The following is a 13,817-nucleotide window of genomic DNA, read 5'->3' as shown; positions in this document are numbered from 1 at the left end:
CAGATGTCAGGCTTCGGTGGCCGCTTCTCGCGCCCGCCGGAAATTCGGCATGAGCAGCAGCGCGACGACCAGGGCGCAGGCAATCAGCAATCCGAGGCTGATCGGCCGCGACAGGAAGATCGCGGGGTCGCCGCGCGAGAGCAACATGGCGCGGCGCAGGTTCTCCTCCATCATCGGGCCGAGGATGAAGGCGAGCACCAGCGGCGCCAGCGGGCAGTCGAGCTTGGCCAGCACCACGCCGAGCAGGCCGAACAAGGCGACGAGACCGACCTCGAAGGCGCTGTTGTTCACCGTGTAGATGCCGATGCAGCAGAACAGCAAGATCGCCGGAAACAGCATGCGGTAGGGCGCGGCGAGCAGCTTCACCCACACGCCGATCAGCGGCAGGTTGATCACGAGCAGCATCAGGTTGCCGAACCACATGCTGACGATCAGTCCCCAGAACAGCTGTGGCTGCGTCGAGGCGAGATTGGGGCTCGGTGCGATGCCGTGGATCAGCATGGCGCCGGCCATCATCGCCATCACCGAATTGCCGGGGATGCCGAGCGCCAGCATCGGGATGAAGGAGGATTGCGCGCCGGCATTGTTGGCCGCTTCCGGCCCGGCGACGCCTTCGATCGCGCCTTCGCCGAAGCGTTCCGGCGTGCTCGAAATCCGCTTCTCGACCGCATAGGAGGCGAAGGAGCCGAGCATGGCGCCGCCGCCGGGCAGGATGCCGAGCAGCGCACCGAGCCCGGTGCCGCGCAAGGTCGCTGGCCAGGCGGCGCGGAAATCCTCCTTGGTCAGCCATAGCCGCGACAGCTTGGTGCGCTCGCCCTGCCCTTCCGGCCCGTTGGACAGATTGAGCATGATCTCGGCGATGCCGAAGAGGCCCATCGAGACGACGACGACGCCGATGCCGTCGCGCAGCTCCGGCCGGTCGAACGTGAAGCGGTCGAAGCCGGTGTTGACGTCGGCGCCGATCAGGCCGAGCAACAGGCCAAGGAAGATCGCGCCGACCGCGCGCAACGGCGAGCCTTGCGCGAAGACCACGGCGGCGACGAGGCCGAGCGCCATCAGCGAGAAATACTCGGCCGGGCCGAATTTCTGCGCAAGCTCGGTCAACGCCGGGCTGGCGATCGCGATCAGCAGCGTCACCACCGTGCCGGCGAAGAAGGAGGCGAGCGCCGCGGTCGCGAGCGCGGTGCCGGCACGGCCCTTGCGCGCCATGGCATAGCCGTCGAGGCAGGTGACGACGGAGGAGGATTCGCCCGGCAGGCGCATCAGCACAGCGGTGGTCGAGCCGCCATACTGCGCGCCATAATAGATGCCGGCGAGCATGATCAAAGCTTCGGTCGGCTGCAGGTAATAGGTCAGCGGCAGCAGCATCGCCATGGTTGCGATCGGGCCGATGCCGGGCAGGACGCCGATCAGCGTGCCGATCAGCGCGCCGAGAAAGCAGTACCAGAGATTGCTCAGCGAGGCGGCGACGCTGAAGCCGAGCGCCAGCGATTGGACGATGTCGCTCATTGCGGCCACACCGGCATCGAGATCTTCAGCGCATAGCCGAACAGGATCGTGCAGAAGACCGCGAGGCCGAGCGCGACGAACGGCAGCTCCTTCCAGCGGATCTCCTGCGCCGCGCAGGCTCCGATGCCCACGGTCAGGAGGCTGGCGACGAAGAGGCCGAGCCGATCGATGGTCGAGGAGAACACGATCACCGCGAGGCAGATCAGGACGATCGGGCGCCAGACGATGGCCGGCGGCGCCCAGCCGCGGGCAAACATGCCGCGGATCATCAAGGTGATCCCGAGCAGGAAGAGGGCCCCTGCCACAATGCGCGGCAGGAAGCCCGGCCCCATGCGCTGCGTCGTGCCGAACACATAGTTGCGGCCGACATAGAGGGCGAACGCCCCGATCGCGGCGAAGAGCAGGCCGAGCAGGATGTCGTTGGCGCCCGAGGCCGGCGCCGGCTCGGACGGCGCCACGGCGGCCCTGCCCTTGCTGTCGTTGAGCGGGTCCATCGCTCCTCCCCGATGCGACGGGCGCCTTCGGATCAGGGCCGGGCGCCGCATTTTCATTTGTATATGAATATCTGTCTTATATGCAAAACATTGTCAATCTGCCGAGACCGCTTCGAAGGAGAGGCCGCTTGCGCCTCTCGCTTCATCGGTCCTTGAGGGACGCTGCGTCCAGCAGCTACCGCATGATCGGGAAAAGGGCTCGCAACCGCTGGTCGCGGAGCCACAGGCCGCCCCACATGAAGAGGCCGAGATAGAGGCTGAAGAGCACATGGCTGAAGAGCGGGCTCCCGGCCCGAACCTGCGTCGCCATTGCACCGCCCAGCAGCCCCATCATCAGAACCGCACCCAGCAGGGCGGTGCGGGGAATGAGGTAGAGCGCGAGGCAGGCCAGTTCGATCAGGCCGATCATGAAGGCATAGCCGGCCGGCCAGCCGAGTTGCGCCATCGTCTCCTCGGCAACCGGCATGCGCAGCAGTTTGGGCGAGATCGATGCGCCCAACATGAAGAGGGCTAAGAGCCCCGTCAGGACGCGGCCCGTCCAAAGCGCGGCGTTGGTATTCATGTGCGTCTCCCTCGTTCCCGGTGCCAGCAAACCTCACCGCTCGCCGTTGCATGACAGGAACGATCCTGCAGTCTGCCCTCGCCGAACATGGACTTCTTACTGACACGTGACAGGGCCGGTCGTGCGAAGCTCGATCGGATCGCCACTATCGCCATGGATTGCTGGACGAAGTGAGCGGCAAGCCAGGAATCGCGGCGGAAGCGCAGCAATCGAGGACGATTCGATGGCCCTGACCGAGTTCAAGACGATCGACGACTACCTCGCCAGCCTGAGCGAGGAGAACAAGGCCGGCGTGCGAGCCATATGCGACGCCATCAAGCGAGCCGTTCCGGAGGCCGAGGGCGTGATCAGCTACCAGATCCCCGCCTTTCGCCACAATGGCGGCTGGATCTTCTATGTCTCGGCCCACAAGGACCACTACTCGCTCTCCTGCCCGCCGCCGATCCCGTCGTTCGAGGCGTTCAAGGACGAGCTCGCGCGCTACGCCAAGACGAAGTCGGCCCTGAAGCTGCCGAAGAAGGAGCTGCTGCCGATCAGGCTGATCGAGACAATGGCGGCCCTTCATGCACGCTACAATCTCGAACAGGCCGGCAAGAAGCGCGGAAAGGCGTGACGGTCACAGCGGTGACCGTCGATCGCGTCAGGCCGCTTCGCGGATGAAGCGGCTGAGGAAGAGGCGCGTGCGCGGGTGGCTCGGATTGGCCAGCACTTCTTCCGGCCTCCCCTGCTCGACCACGAGGCCGCCATCCATGAAGACGACGCGGTCGGCCGCCTCGCGGGCAAAGCCGATCTCATGGGTGACGACGATCATGGTCAGGCCCTGGCCGGCGAGATCGCGCATCGTTGCCAGCACCTCGCCGACGAGCTCGGGATCGAGCGCCGAGGTCGGCTCGTCGAACAGCATCAGCTTCGGCCGGATCGCCAGCGCGCGTGCGATGGCGACGCGCTGCTGCTGGCCGCCGGAGAGCTGACGCGGATAGGCGTTGGCCTTCTCGGTCAGGCCGATGCGGCCGAGCAGCTCCATGGCATAATCGGTCGCTTCCTTGCGAGAACGACCATGGACGCCGACCGGCGCCTCGATGATGTTCTCCAGCGCCGTCATGTGCGGGAAGAGGTTGAACTGCTGGAAGACCATGCCGATCTGGCGGCGCTGCGCCGCGATCGCCCGCGGCGAGAGCTTGATCAGCCGCTCGCCGTTCAGCCGGTAGCCGATCTGCTCGCCGGCGACCATGATCGAGCCGCGGTGGATGGCTTCGAGATGATTGATGCAGCGCAGGAAGGTCGATTTGCCGGAGCCGGAGGGCCCGAGCACGACGACGACCTCGCCCGGCATGACATCGAGATCGATTCCCTTCAGCACCTCGTTGCTGCCGAAGGATTTGTGGACGTTGCGGGCGCTGACCAGCGGCGCGGCGTCAGTCGCGATCCGGCTCATGGCGTCGCCTCCGCGATGATGGGCATGGGTTCGCTCGCGCCGCGCTCGCCACGGGCATAGTAACGCTCGATGAAGCCCTGGCCGATGTTCAGGACGGTGGTGATGACGAGATACCAGATCACCGCGACCATCAGCATCGGGACGACTTCGAAGGTGCGGTTGTAAACCGCCTGCACCGAATAGAGCAGATCGGCCATGGCGATGACGCTGACCAGCGACGTCGCCTTGATCATGGAGATCAGCTGGTTCCCGGTCGGTGGCACGATCGAGCGCATCGCCTGGGGAATGATCACCCGCCACAGCGCCCTCGCCCGCGTCATGCCGAAGGCATCGCTCGCCTCGGACTGGCCCTTGTCGACCGAGAGCAGGCCGCCACGGATGATCTCGGCCATGTAGGCAGCTTCGTTGAGCGAGAGGCCGGCGATCGCCGCCGTCATCGGCGTGATCAGGTCGTTGGTGTGCCAGCTGATCAGCGTCGGCCCGAACGGGATCGATATCGAGATCTCCGGGAAGAGCGTCGAGAGATTGTACCAGAAGATCAGCTGGACCAGCAGCGGCGTGCCACGGAAGAACCAGATGAAGAGGCCGGCAAGGCCGCTGAACAGCCGGTCGTCCGAGAGCCGGGCGATCGCCAGCAGCAGGCCGATGATGACGCCGATCACCATCGCCACCACGGTGAGCCCAAGCGTGACATAGAGTCCGCGCAGGATCGATTCCGCCGTGAACCATTGCGCCACGACCGGCCAGCCGAAATTCGGGTTCCAGGCGACGATCCAGGCAAAATTGGCGGCGACCGCGAGCACGAAGGCCCAGGTCAGCCAGCGCCCCCATTCGACCGGGCGGTGGGCATTGGCGACGTCGCGCAACGTCGCCTGCCGGTCATGCATCGGCTCAGCCGAGCTGCTCATGTCGTGCCCGCTCAGTTCTTCGAGAGGTTGATGCCGGGCTCGCCGATCATGTTGTTGTCGAGCCCCCATTTCTTGAAGATCGCCTCATAGGTGCCGTTCGCCTTCAGCGCCTTGATGCTGGCGAGCAGGACTTCGCCGAGCGGCGAGCCCTTCGGCACCACCGCGCCCTGGAACAGGTCCTGGAAGCCATTGGCCTTGCCGATCGCGGCGAGTTCGAGATCGCCCTTGGCCTGCTGGACGAAATAAGTGAGCGGCGCCTGCGAGGAGAAAAAGGCGTCGGAGCGCTTCGAGCGGACGGAGAGGATCGAGGTCGGCTGGTCGGTGAAGGACATGACCTCCAGCGCCGGCTTGCCCTCGGCCGCGCATTTCTCGGCCTGGGCCTTGATCACCTTCTCGGCGGAGCCCGCCGACATCACCGCGATCTTCCTGCCGCAAGTGTCGTCGAGGCTGCCGATCGCCTTCGGGTTGCCCTTCTGCACGGCGAAAATCACGAATTCGCGGACATAGTCGACAAAATCGTTGGCTTCCTGGCGCGACTTGAAGTCGCCGATCGGACCCATGGCGAACTGGAAGCGGCCAGCAGCGATGCCGCTCAGCGCCGCCGCAAGCCCGCTCACCGTGGCATGATCGATCTTGACGCCGAGCAGCTGGCCGACGGCCTCTGAGAGGTCGGCGCTGGCCCCGGTCAGCTTGTTGGCGTCGGTGACGATCTCGTAGGGTGGGAAGGAGCCGTTATTGACCGAGATCATCTTGCCGGCCGTGCGGATCGTCTCCGGCAGCTTGGCGCGCAGGGCCTCGTCGACCTTCTGCTCGGGAATCTTGATGCTGGCGTCCTGGGCGAAGGCTGGCCCCTGCAGAATTACAGCGGCCAGTGCGGCGGCTCCGGCGAATTTCACGATCATGTTCATGGCGACGTCCCCTTTTATCGTTGTCGGTGAATGGCGGCCCGCTCTTAGGCGGCGAGCTCGGGACCAGCGAAGCGGCGGTTGACCAGGACCGGCAGCGCCGCACGTGCCGCGGCGATGCGGGCCGGGTCGATCTCGGCATAGATCAGCGCCGGAGCCTCGCCTGCGCGGGCGACGGCGACCCCGAGCGGGTCGACCACCATGCTCGCGCCGATATTGCGCGGGCCGCATTCGCCGGTGGCGATGACGTAGCAGGTGTTCTCCAGCGCGCGGGCGGTGACGAGCACATCCCAATGCGCCTCCTTGCCGAGGCCACGCACCCAGGCGGCCGGCAGCAGCAGCACGTCGGCGCCATCGAGCGCGAGGCGCCGGGCCAGCTCGGGGAAGCGGACATCGTAGCAGGTCATCAGCCCGCATTTCAGGCCCGCGATCTCGAGCAGCGGCGGCACTTCGGTGCCCGGCTCGACATTGGTCGATTCCAGCGCCGAGAAGGCGTCGTACAGATGGAGCTTGCGATAGGCCGCAACGATCGCGCCGTCGCGGACCGCGACGTGGATGTTGAAGACGCGGCCCTTGCCGTTCGGCACATGGATGCAGAACAGGGTGGTCAGCGCTGAACCCTTGCTGGCATCGAGCACGCCCTGCATGAACGGGCCGTCGAGCGGCTGCGCCGTCTTCAGCACGATGTCGGGGTCGGTGATGTCGCGCGCCAGGATGCCTTCCGGCAGCAACAGCAAATCGGCGCCGGCGGCCTTGGCCTCCCCCATCAGGCGGGTGGAGGTGGCGAGGTTCTCCTGCCATTCGCGGCTGACGGCGAATTGTCCGAGCGCGGCTTTCATCGATGGGCTCCTTCCAGCGCAGGGGTGGCCGGGAACAGGGTCTCCGGCGTCAGATCGGTGTCGGCGAGGTTCTGAATGCGCAGCTGCTCGATGAACGCGGCGATCATCGTCCGGTTCGCGGCGAGCCCGCTCTCATTCCAGTTTTCGGGCAGATCATGCCCGCTGCGCACCAGCTCGTCGATCAGCCAGGGCGTGGTGTCGGCATAGCGGCGGCGCCTCTCCAGCCAGACGCGCCCACTTTCGTCCAGAAGGTCGCTGAGCGCCTGCGGCAGCCAGGGTTCGCGGGCGGCGAGCTCGGGCTTGATACCAATGATGTGCATGCCGGGCACGAAGCCGACCTTGGTGAAATAGCCGCGCTCGGCACTGCGGACGTCCGGCAGCAACGCCCGGAAGCGCGAGCCCTTCGCAAAGAACCCCTTCGGCATGAACGGCATCAGCACGGCGGCGATCTCGCCGGCGGCGAGCAAATCGAGCAAGGGCGGCTGGCCCGGCAAGGCCTCGATCCGGCCGAGCTGCGCATAGCGCCCGACCCGATCGACGATCGGGTGATCGGCGGCGAGGCGGCTGACGGCCCAGAAGGCGTCGTCGATGCCAAGACCGGCATCCGCCATAGCGGCACGAGTCCAGGTGTTGCCCGAATCCTGCCAGCCGGCGATGCCGATGCGCGTGCCGCGCAGCTCCTCGAAGGATGTTAGTTTGCTGTCGGCGGCCGTTACGACGCAGCGATGGCGGAAGCCGCGCATGATGAAGTGCGGAATGCCGACGACGCCGGCCTCGCCGCGGGCGCGACCGGTGGTGTAGCGGCTGAACGAGATCTCGCTGGCATCGAAGCGCGGATCGCTGGCGAAATCATCGGGCAGCGACGCAAGGCGCTCGATCTTCAGCTCGAAGCGGTCGGAAGCGAGATCGCCGAGCAGCAGCGGCGTGATGAAGTCCCAGTCGCGCAGGGCCAGCCGGATCACAGGTTTCAAGCCATCGCCTCGCTGCAGATAAACCTTGGACAGCGCCGAGATTAAATGTTCATTTAACCTGATCAATCGCTATTACGTTCCTGAACATTCATTTTTGATTCGATGACCGACCACCCCGACGCCTCCTGGCTGGCGAGCCGCCTGACGCAGCACACCGCACGCGGCATCGCGCTCGACCTGAGCCAGATGATCCGCTCCGGGCTGCTGCCGGTCGGCACGCGGCTGCCGACCGTGCGCGACCTCGCCTATCGGCTCGGCGTCAGCCCCGGCACGGTCTCGGAAGCCTGGAGTGAACTGAAGCGGCAGAAGATCGTCTCGGGCCGCGGACGCGGCGGCGCCTGGGTCAGCGGCGACAATGCGACGCCGAGGCCGACACGGATGGCGAGCGTCGCCGATTTCGGGCCGGACGCGCTCGACCTCTCGCTCGCGGTCCCGGATGCGGCGCTGCTGCCGCCATTGCGCGAGGCGCTGGCCCAGGCGGCAACGGCCGAGAACCTCAACAGCTATGAGCGCACGCCGATCCTGCCGGCGCTGCGCGAGGCAGTAGCGCCGGACTGGCCCTACCGGCCGGACGCCTTCCTCGCCATCAATGGCGGCTACAACGCGGTCTATTCGGTACTGCACGCGACCGTACTTCCCGGCTCCTGCGTCGCAATCGAGGACCCGACGGCGATGCGGCTGCTCGATATCATCGAGGACCTCGGCGCCGAGATCCTGCCGGTCGCCCGCGACGCCGAAGGCCCCCTGCCCGGCGAACTCGCGGCTGCGCTGCAGCGGCGGCCGTCCGCCTTCATCTTCCAGCCTCGCACCCATTCGGTCACCGGCCAAAACGTCAGCGCCTCGCGGCTTGCCGAACTCGGCCAGGCGCTCGCTGGAAGCGACACACTGGTGATCGAGGATGACGGCATCGGCGACGTCTCGATCCACCCGCCGATCAGCCTGGGCGCGACGATGCCGGAGCGGGTTGTGCATATCCGCTCGTTCTCGAAATCGCTCGGTCCGGACCTTCGGATCGCCGTGCTGTCGGCACCAGCCATGGTGATCCGGCAGATCCAGTCCTATCGCAGCTTCTCCTCGGGCTGGACCAGCCGGCTGCTGCAGGCCGCGACTGCCTGGCTTCTGACCGATGCCGAGACCGGCCGGCAGGTGGCGCAGGCCCGTGCGATCTACGCCGAACGCCGGTGGGCGCTGGTCAACTGCCTGGCTGAACGAGGGCTCGCAATGCCGGAGAGCGACGGGCTGTGCATCTGGGTGCCTGTGGAGTCCGAGCAGTTCGCGCTGGTGACGCTGGCCGCACATGGCATCGCGGTGCTGCCCGGCAGCAAATGCGCGGCGCGGCCGACCGAGCATGTCCGGGTCGCGACCGCGATCCTGGCGCAGGACTATGACCGCGTCGCCGACGCACTGATCAAGGCGGCGCAGCGAGGCGATCAGCGCTGACGCGGCACCCTCGTATGGGCCGGCAGCTCCTCGTCCTCGAACAGGTCCGGATGCTCGGCGGCGATACGCGGCAGTGCATTCAGGATTTCGCGGAGATGGATGCGCATCGCGGTCGCGGCCATGTCGGAATCGCCGGTCTCGAGCGCATCGACGATGGCGTTGTGCTGGGTGATCAGCAGCGGGATCGGCGAGGTACCTGGCAGCGACAGAAAACGCACCCTGTCGGTCTGGGCGCGGGCGCTCTCGACCACCTTGCCGGCATAGTCGCAATCGACGATCTCGGCGATAGCCTGATGGAAGGCCTCGTCCAGCACGGTGAAATCGGAATAGTCGCTGCGCTCGGCAGCAGCGGCTTGCTCGGCGATCAGGCGGCGCAAGCGGGCAACGCCGCCAGGATCGATCAATCGGCTCGCCGCCCGTGCCAGGGCGCATTCGACCGCCTCGCGCACGAAGCGGGCATTGGCGACCTCGCGCATCGAGATCTTCATCACATAGGTGCCGCGGCTCGGCAGGATCTGTACCAGCCCGGCTTCCGAGAGCTTGATGAAGGCCTCGCGCACCGGCTGGCGGCTGACGCCGAAGCGGCCGGCAATCTCCTTCTCCGAAAGCGCTTCTCCGGGGCGAAGTTCGCTGGCGATGATCGCCTGGCGGAGGGCCGCGACGAGCTGCGGTGCAATCGGATCACGCAGCCGGAGCGAGATGTCCATGAGTTAAACTCCTCGGCCAGCCGGCAGAGATGATACCGGTATGGTGGCCTAACGGCAAACTCCGCTGGTCAGCCCTCGCCCCGCCTGAGCAGATAAGTATCCATGATCCAGCCGTTTTCGGCGCGGGCCGCTTCGCGCCTGCGGGCGATCTCATCCGAGACCCCGGCTAGCGGGCCGGAAGCCAGGATCTCCTGCGGCGCGCCGAGATAGGCGCCCCACCAGATCTCGAGGTTGGCGGGATCGATCTTCGCGAAGGCCTGCTCGCCATCGAGCATCACCACGGTACTGCCGGCATCGTCGCGAAAGCCGCCTTCGGCGAGCTTGCGGCCGGTCGTGATGGTGACGGGCTCGCCGATCCGGTTGAGCACGAGGCGATGTGCCGCTGCCAGTACCTGGACGCTGGTGATGCCGGGGATGACGTCGTAGTCGAAGGCCAGCCCACGGGCGCGCACGGCCTCGATGATGCGCAGCGTGCTGTCGTAGAGCGACGGATCACCCCAGACGAGGAGCGCGCCGGTCTGGTCTTCGCTGAGCTCGTCGCGGAACAGCCGCTCATAGCTTTCGGCGAGCACCGCATGCCAGTCGTCGACACTCCCGCGATAATCGTCGCCCGCAGCGGCACGCTTGGGCACGGTGAGCGGCACGGTGCGCCAGCCGTCGCGCTCGATATAGCGCCGGCAGATTTCCTCGCGCAGTTCGCGCAAGGCAGATTTCTCGGCGCCCTTGTCTGGCACGAAGACGATATCGGCGGTGTTGAGCGCCTTGATCGCCTGGATCGTCATGTGCTCGGGGTTGCCGGCGCCGATGCCGATGATCCTGATCCTGCGCATGGGCACCCCTGTTCCATTAGAGGCGCCGCATAGCACGCAGGAGTATGCGACCGCTAACCCAGCAGGTTCCTGATCGTGCGCATGAAGACGCGGGCGCCGGGCGCGATCAATGCATCGGGGAAGTCGTAGTCGGGATTGTGCAGTGGCGGCGTATCTTCGCCGGAGCCGAGCAGGAACATCGCCGATTTCGAGGAGCGGCCGAACAGGCCGAAATCCTCGGAGCCGCGCTGCGGCGGCGTCTCGCCACGCGCAATGCCCTCCTCGTCGCAGGCGCGGCGCAGATGCGCCACCGCCTCGGGATCATTCTCGCAGTGATGGAAGACGTCATGGTAATCCATCGTCACGGAGAGCCCGCCGGCCGAGGCGGCTTCGCGCACAAGCGCCTCGGCTTCGGCGCAGAGCGAGCCCATCAACGCATCGTTCAGCGTGCGCAGCGTCGCCCAGAGTTCAGCGCGACCAGGGGTAATGCCGAAGGCCGGCTCGCCCATGCTGGCATGGGTCACCGTGACGAGACGGTAATTGCCCTCGAGCGCGCCACCCTGGCCGAGCGCAGTCAGCTCCGGCATCAGGCGGGCGAGCGCCTTCATCGGCGATATCGCGTGCTCTGGCGTGGCGGCATGCGAGGTGTGGCCGGTCAGCACCACCTTCAACCCACGCGAGGCGCAGTTGGCGGGACCTTCCGAAATCCGGACACCGCCCAGCGGCAGGCCGGGCTTGTTGTGCAGCGAGAAGGAGAAGTCGGGCGCGATCTCCTTGAACCTGGGATCAGCGATCACGGCTGCGGCACCGGCACCGGTTTCTTCGGCCGGCTGGAACAGCAGGATGGCGCGCCCGCGCTCCGGCCGCTGCCGGCCGAGCCCGCGCGACAGCGCCGCGACGGTGGCCATATGGCCGTCATGGCCGCAAAGGTGGCCCTTGCCCGGCACCTGCGAGCTATGCGGCACACCGGAGAGATCCTCGATCGGCAGTGCATCGAGCTCGCACCGGATCAGCACGGTCGGGCCGGCTTCGGTGCCTTCATAGATCGCAGCGACGCCATGACCGCCGAGATCGGTGACGATGCGGTCGGGCGCGCTCGGCGCGAGGAAGCCGACGATTGCCTTGGCCGTCTCGCGCTCCTCGCCTGAGATCTCCGGCGCGCGGTGGAGGGCATGACGCAGCTCGATCAGCTCGACCATGTCGGAATTGGTGAGAAACATGCCTGGCGCTTCCTCGGATGATTTGGTCCGAGCTTGGCCAGCGCGCCCGTCGGGTTCAACCCCCGTCGCCGCCCGGCACTGGCAGGCGGCCATGCATCCTGCTCACGCCGCCAGCAAGCCCAGCGCCCGCTCGATGCGTGAGCAGCCGCCGCGACCGCGCGCCTTGCGATAGGCGCGGCTGAGGCGGCCGCTGGCATAGGCGTCGACGACGATGGCGTGGACATAGCTCTTGCGCACCACGGCCGGCGTGTTGACCAGCCGCTCGGCGATGGCGCGCATGATGTCGGCGAGCTGGCGCTTGCGGCCGCGCTCGCTGGCGGCGATCTCGGTCGAAAGCAGGAGCTCGGCGGCAGCGGCATTGGCGGCGAGCATACGCAGGTCCTTGCTCGATATCGGCAGGCCGGTCGCCTCCTTCATGTAAGCGTTGATGTCAGCCGCATCGATCGCCACGACCAGGCCGTCCTCGGCCCGGTACTGGAACAGGCGCTTGCCGGGCAATGTCTTCAATCGCGTCAGCGCTCGCGCGAGCGGAGCATCATCGCGCCCGCAGGCGATGTCCTTGCCGCTCTTGCCGCGGAAGGCGAGCGCGACCTGCCGGCCGGTGACGGTGACATGGCGCTTCAGCAGGGTCGAGGCGCCATGGCTGCCATTGGTGCGGGCATAGACCTCGTTGCCGACGCGGATATGGCAGCGATCGATGACCGCGGCGGCGCAGGCGAGTGCCTTGTCGCGCGAGAGCGTGCGATCCTTCAGGTCCGTGGCGATACGCTGGCGCAGCTTCGGCAGGGCGTCGATCAGCTGGGCAAGACGCTTCAGCTTGCGGCGCTCGCGCACCTTCTCCCAATCGGGATGATAGCGATGCTGGATGCGGCCGGCGTCGTCGCGGCCGATCGCCTGGAGATGGGCGCGCGGATCGCTGGCGATCAGCACATCCTCATAGGCCGGAGGGATCGCCAGCGAGCGGATGCGCGCCAGCGTCTCCTCGTCGGTGATCTTGCCGCCTTCGGCGTCGCGATAGCCGAAATTGCGGCCGACACGGACGCGGCGGATGGTGAGGTCGTCGACGCTGACGCGGCGCAGGCGGCCTGTGCTCGCCGCGGCGCTTCCCTTGCTCTTGGTGACCATTCAGCGCCTCCGCAGCTCGACCGGCTGCGGAGGAATGCGGGAGGCCGCGGGTTGTTCCGGCCTACCGCTTCGCCCGCGCCACGATCTGCGTCGGGTTGACGAAGCGCAGCGCGATGATGAGCCAGATCAGCGTCGTCACCATGTAGATCACCGCCATGGCGTCGATCGACTGCACGGCGCGGACGCCGGCGGCGAAGACGGCATAGTAGAGCGCGACGACCAGGGTCTGGCTGGTCGGACCGGCGGTGAGGAAGGTCAGCTCGAACATCGCGATCGTGCGGACCAGCACCAGCAGCAGCGCAGCGAGGATGCCGGGCATCAGCAGCGGCAGCAGCACGTAGACGAAGAGCTTGAAGGTGTTGGCGCCGAAGACGCGCGCCGCCGCCTCGATCTTGGTGTCGATCTGCTCGATGAACGGGATCATCACCAGGATGACGAAGGGCACCGTCGGCACGAGATTGGCGAGCACCACGCCCGACATCGAGCCGGCGAGCCCGGTGCGATAGAGCACCGTCGCGAGCGGGATGCCGAAGGTGATCGGCGGCACCAGCAGCGGCAGCAGGAAGAGCAGCATCACCAGCTTCTTGCCGGGGAAGTCGCGCCGCGCCAGCGCATAGGCGGCGGGCACGCCGATCAGCCCCGACAGGAAGACCACGAGGAAGACGATCTGGAAGGTGACCGTCAGCACGTCGCCGAGCTGGAACTCGCTCCAGGCGGCGCCGTACCAGCGCGTCGTCCAGCCATCCGGCAGCCAGGAGCGCAGCCAGCGCGTCGAGAACGAGCTCGTCACCACCGCCGCGATCATGCCGAACAGGTTGACGATGAAAAAGCCGATCAGCGTCCAGTTGGCCGCGGCCCAGAGCTTGGTGGAAAGGCGGGTGTCCTTGACCATC

General features: G+C 66.8%; 15 protein-coding genes. 2 read left to right on the top strand and 13 right to left on the bottom strand.

Annotated features, from left to right (window positions below; all coding sequences use genetic code 11):
- Positions 1-6: 6 nt before the first annotated feature.
- The 3 genes from ASE66_RS13780 to ASE66_RS13770 all read right to left on the bottom strand — a co-directional run bounded on the left by ASE66_RS13780 (position 7) and on the right by ASE66_RS13770 (position 2,565).
- Positions 7-1,509, bottom strand: coding sequence for a tripartite tricarboxylate transporter permease (locus ASE66_RS13780; RefSeq protein WP_057190195.1), 1,503 nt, complete (start codon positions 1,507-1,509; stop codon positions 7-9).
- Complete coding sequence (locus tag ASE66_RS13775; protein ID WP_057190194.1) at positions 1,506-2,003, bottom strand: tripartite tricarboxylate transporter TctB family protein; 498 nt, start codon at positions 2,001-2,003, stop codon at positions 1,506-1,508. The genes ASE66_RS13780 and ASE66_RS13775 overlap by 4 nt, the downstream gene beginning before the upstream one ends.
- 175 nt (positions 2,004-2,178) lie before the next feature.
- Positions 2,179-2,565: a DoxX family protein gene (locus tag ASE66_RS13770; RefSeq protein WP_057190193.1), complete on the bottom strand. Its 387-nt coding sequence runs from the start codon at positions 2,563-2,565 to the stop codon at positions 2,179-2,181.
- 223 nt (positions 2,566-2,788) lie between these two features.
- Here ASE66_RS13770 and ASE66_RS13765 point away from each other — a divergent pair, with 223 nt between their 5' ends.
- Complete coding sequence (locus tag ASE66_RS13765; RefSeq protein WP_057190192.1) at positions 2,789-3,178, top strand: iron chaperone; 390 nt, start codon at positions 2,789-2,791, stop codon at positions 3,176-3,178.
- Between the two features lie 27 nt (positions 3,179-3,205).
- Here ASE66_RS13765 and ASE66_RS13760 read toward each other — a convergent pair whose 3' ends face one another.
- The 5 genes from ASE66_RS13760 to ASE66_RS13740 are packed head-to-tail and all read right to left on the bottom strand — an operon-like array spanning position 3,206 to position 7,614.
- Entirely contained in the window at positions 3,206-4,000 is a 795-nt protein-coding gene (locus ASE66_RS13760; RefSeq protein ID WP_057190191.1) for an amino acid ABC transporter ATP-binding protein, read from the bottom strand.
- A complete protein-coding gene (locus ASE66_RS13755; RefSeq protein ID WP_057190190.1) occupies positions 3,997-4,908 on the bottom strand; it encodes an amino acid ABC transporter permease in 912 nt (303 codons plus the stop codon). The genes ASE66_RS13760 and ASE66_RS13755 overlap by 4 nt, the downstream gene beginning before the upstream one ends.
- Positions 4,909-4,919: 11 nt before the next feature.
- Positions 4,920-5,810, bottom strand: coding sequence for an ABC transporter substrate-binding protein (locus ASE66_RS13750; RefSeq protein WP_057190386.1), 891 nt, complete (start codon positions 5,808-5,810; stop codon positions 4,920-4,922).
- Positions 5,811-5,860: 50 nt separating this feature from the next.
- The gene (locus ASE66_RS13745) at positions 5,861-6,652 is read right to left on the bottom strand and encodes a deaminated glutathione amidase (RefSeq protein ID WP_057190189.1); all 792 of its coding nucleotides are present in this window, start codon (positions 6,650-6,652) and stop codon (positions 5,861-5,863) included.
- Entirely contained in the window at positions 6,649-7,614 is a 966-nt protein-coding gene (locus ASE66_RS13740) for a nitrate ABC transporter substrate-binding protein (protein WP_320409768.1), read from the bottom strand. Before ASE66_RS13740 ends, ASE66_RS13745 begins: the two co-directional genes overlap by 4 nt.
- Before the next feature lie 111 nt (positions 7,615-7,725).
- Here ASE66_RS13740 and ASE66_RS13735 point away from each other — a divergent pair, with 111 nt between their 5' ends.
- On the top strand, positions 7,726-9,063 hold the full coding sequence (locus ASE66_RS13735) for a PLP-dependent aminotransferase family protein (RefSeq protein ID WP_057190187.1): 1,338 nt from the start codon (positions 7,726-7,728) through the stop codon (positions 9,061-9,063).
- Here the strand turns inward: ASE66_RS13735 and ASE66_RS13730 are convergent.
- The 5 genes from ASE66_RS13730 to ASE66_RS13710 form a co-directional block, all read right to left on the bottom strand.
- Positions 9,054-9,770, bottom strand: coding sequence for a GntR family transcriptional regulator (locus ASE66_RS13730; protein ID WP_057190186.1), 717 nt, complete (start codon positions 9,768-9,770; stop codon positions 9,054-9,056). The two genes, ASE66_RS13735 and ASE66_RS13730, sit on opposite strands and share 10 nt — an antisense overlap.
- A gap of 68 nt (positions 9,771-9,838) precedes the next feature.
- Positions 9,839-10,600, bottom strand: coding sequence for a precorrin-6A synthase (deacetylating) (cobF, locus tag ASE66_RS13725; protein WP_057190185.1), 762 nt, complete (start codon positions 10,598-10,600; stop codon positions 9,839-9,841).
- A gap of 53 nt (positions 10,601-10,653) precedes the next feature.
- On the bottom strand, positions 10,654-11,799 hold the full coding sequence (locus ASE66_RS13720; RefSeq protein ID WP_057190184.1) for an amidohydrolase: 1,146 nt from the start codon (positions 11,797-11,799) through the stop codon (positions 10,654-10,656).
- Between the two features lie 102 nt (positions 11,800-11,901).
- Positions 11,902-12,924, bottom strand: a complete 1,023-nt coding sequence (locus tag ASE66_RS13715; protein ID WP_057190183.1) for a DNA topoisomerase IB — start codon at positions 12,922-12,924, stop codon at positions 11,902-11,904.
- Positions 12,925-12,985: 61 nt separating this feature from the next.
- Positions 12,986-13,816 (bottom strand): ABC transporter permease, encoded by an 831-nt coding sequence (locus ASE66_RS13710; RefSeq protein WP_057190182.1) that lies wholly within the window; start codon positions 13,814-13,816, stop codon positions 12,986-12,988.
- Position 13,817 lies beyond the last annotated feature (1 nt).

It is taken from the genome of Allobosea sp. Root483D1, assembly GCF_001429505.1.
Lineage (GTDB): Bacteria > Pseudomonadota > Alphaproteobacteria > Rhizobiales > Beijerinckiaceae > Allobosea.
Note: the sequence above shows the minus strand (reverse complement) of the source record. Positions and strands in the feature narration are given on the sequence as shown.

Bases quoted from the DNA above. Each gene is read 5' to 3' on its own strand.
- ASE66_RS13780 (WP_057190195.1), bottom strand. From the start codon at position 1,509: ATGAGCGACATCGTCCAATCGCTGGCGCTCGGCTTCAGCGTCGCCGCC.
- ASE66_RS13775 (WP_057190194.1), bottom strand. From the start codon at position 2,003: ATGGACCCGCTCAACGACAGCAAGGGCAGGGCCGCCGTGGCGCCGTCC.
- ASE66_RS13770 (WP_057190193.1), bottom strand. From the start codon at position 2,565: ATGAATACCAACGCCGCGCTTTGGACGGGCCGCGTCCTGACGGGGCTC.
- ASE66_RS13765 (WP_057190192.1), top strand. From the start codon at position 2,789: ATGGCCCTGACCGAGTTCAAGACGATCGACGACTACCTCGCCAGCCTG.
- ASE66_RS13760 (WP_057190191.1), bottom strand. From the start codon at position 4,000: ATGAGCCGGATCGCGACTGACGCCGCGCCGCTGGTCAGCGCCCGCAAC.
- ASE66_RS13755 (WP_057190190.1), bottom strand. From the start codon at position 4,908: ATGAGCAGCTCGGCTGAGCCGATGCATGACCGGCAGGCGACGTTGCGC.
- ASE66_RS13750 (WP_057190386.1), bottom strand. From the start codon at position 5,810: ATGATCGTGAAATTCGCCGGAGCCGCCGCACTGGCCGCTGTAATTCTG.
- ASE66_RS13745 (WP_057190189.1), bottom strand. From the start codon at position 6,652: ATGAAAGCCGCGCTCGGACAATTCGCCGTCAGCCGCGAATGGCAGGAG.
- ASE66_RS13735 (WP_057190187.1), top strand. From the start codon at position 7,726: ATGACCGACCACCCCGACGCCTCCTGGCTGGCGAGCCGCCTGACGCAG.
- ASE66_RS13730 (WP_057190186.1), bottom strand. From the start codon at position 9,770: ATGGACATCTCGCTCCGGCTGCGTGATCCGATTGCACCGCAGCTCGTC.
- cobF (WP_057190185.1), bottom strand. From the start codon at position 10,600: ATGCGCAGGATCAGGATCATCGGCATCGGCGCCGGCAACCCCGAGCAC.
- ASE66_RS13720 (WP_057190184.1), bottom strand. From the start codon at position 11,799: ATGTTTCTCACCAATTCCGACATGGTCGAGCTGATCGAGCTGCGTCAT.
- ASE66_RS13715 (WP_057190183.1), bottom strand. From the start codon at position 12,924: ATGGTCACCAAGAGCAAGGGAAGCGCCGCGGCGAGCACAGGCCGCCTG.
- ASE66_RS13710 (WP_057190182.1), bottom strand. From the start codon at position 13,816: ATGGTCAAGGACACCCGCCTTTCCACCAAGCTCTGGGCCGCGGCCAAC.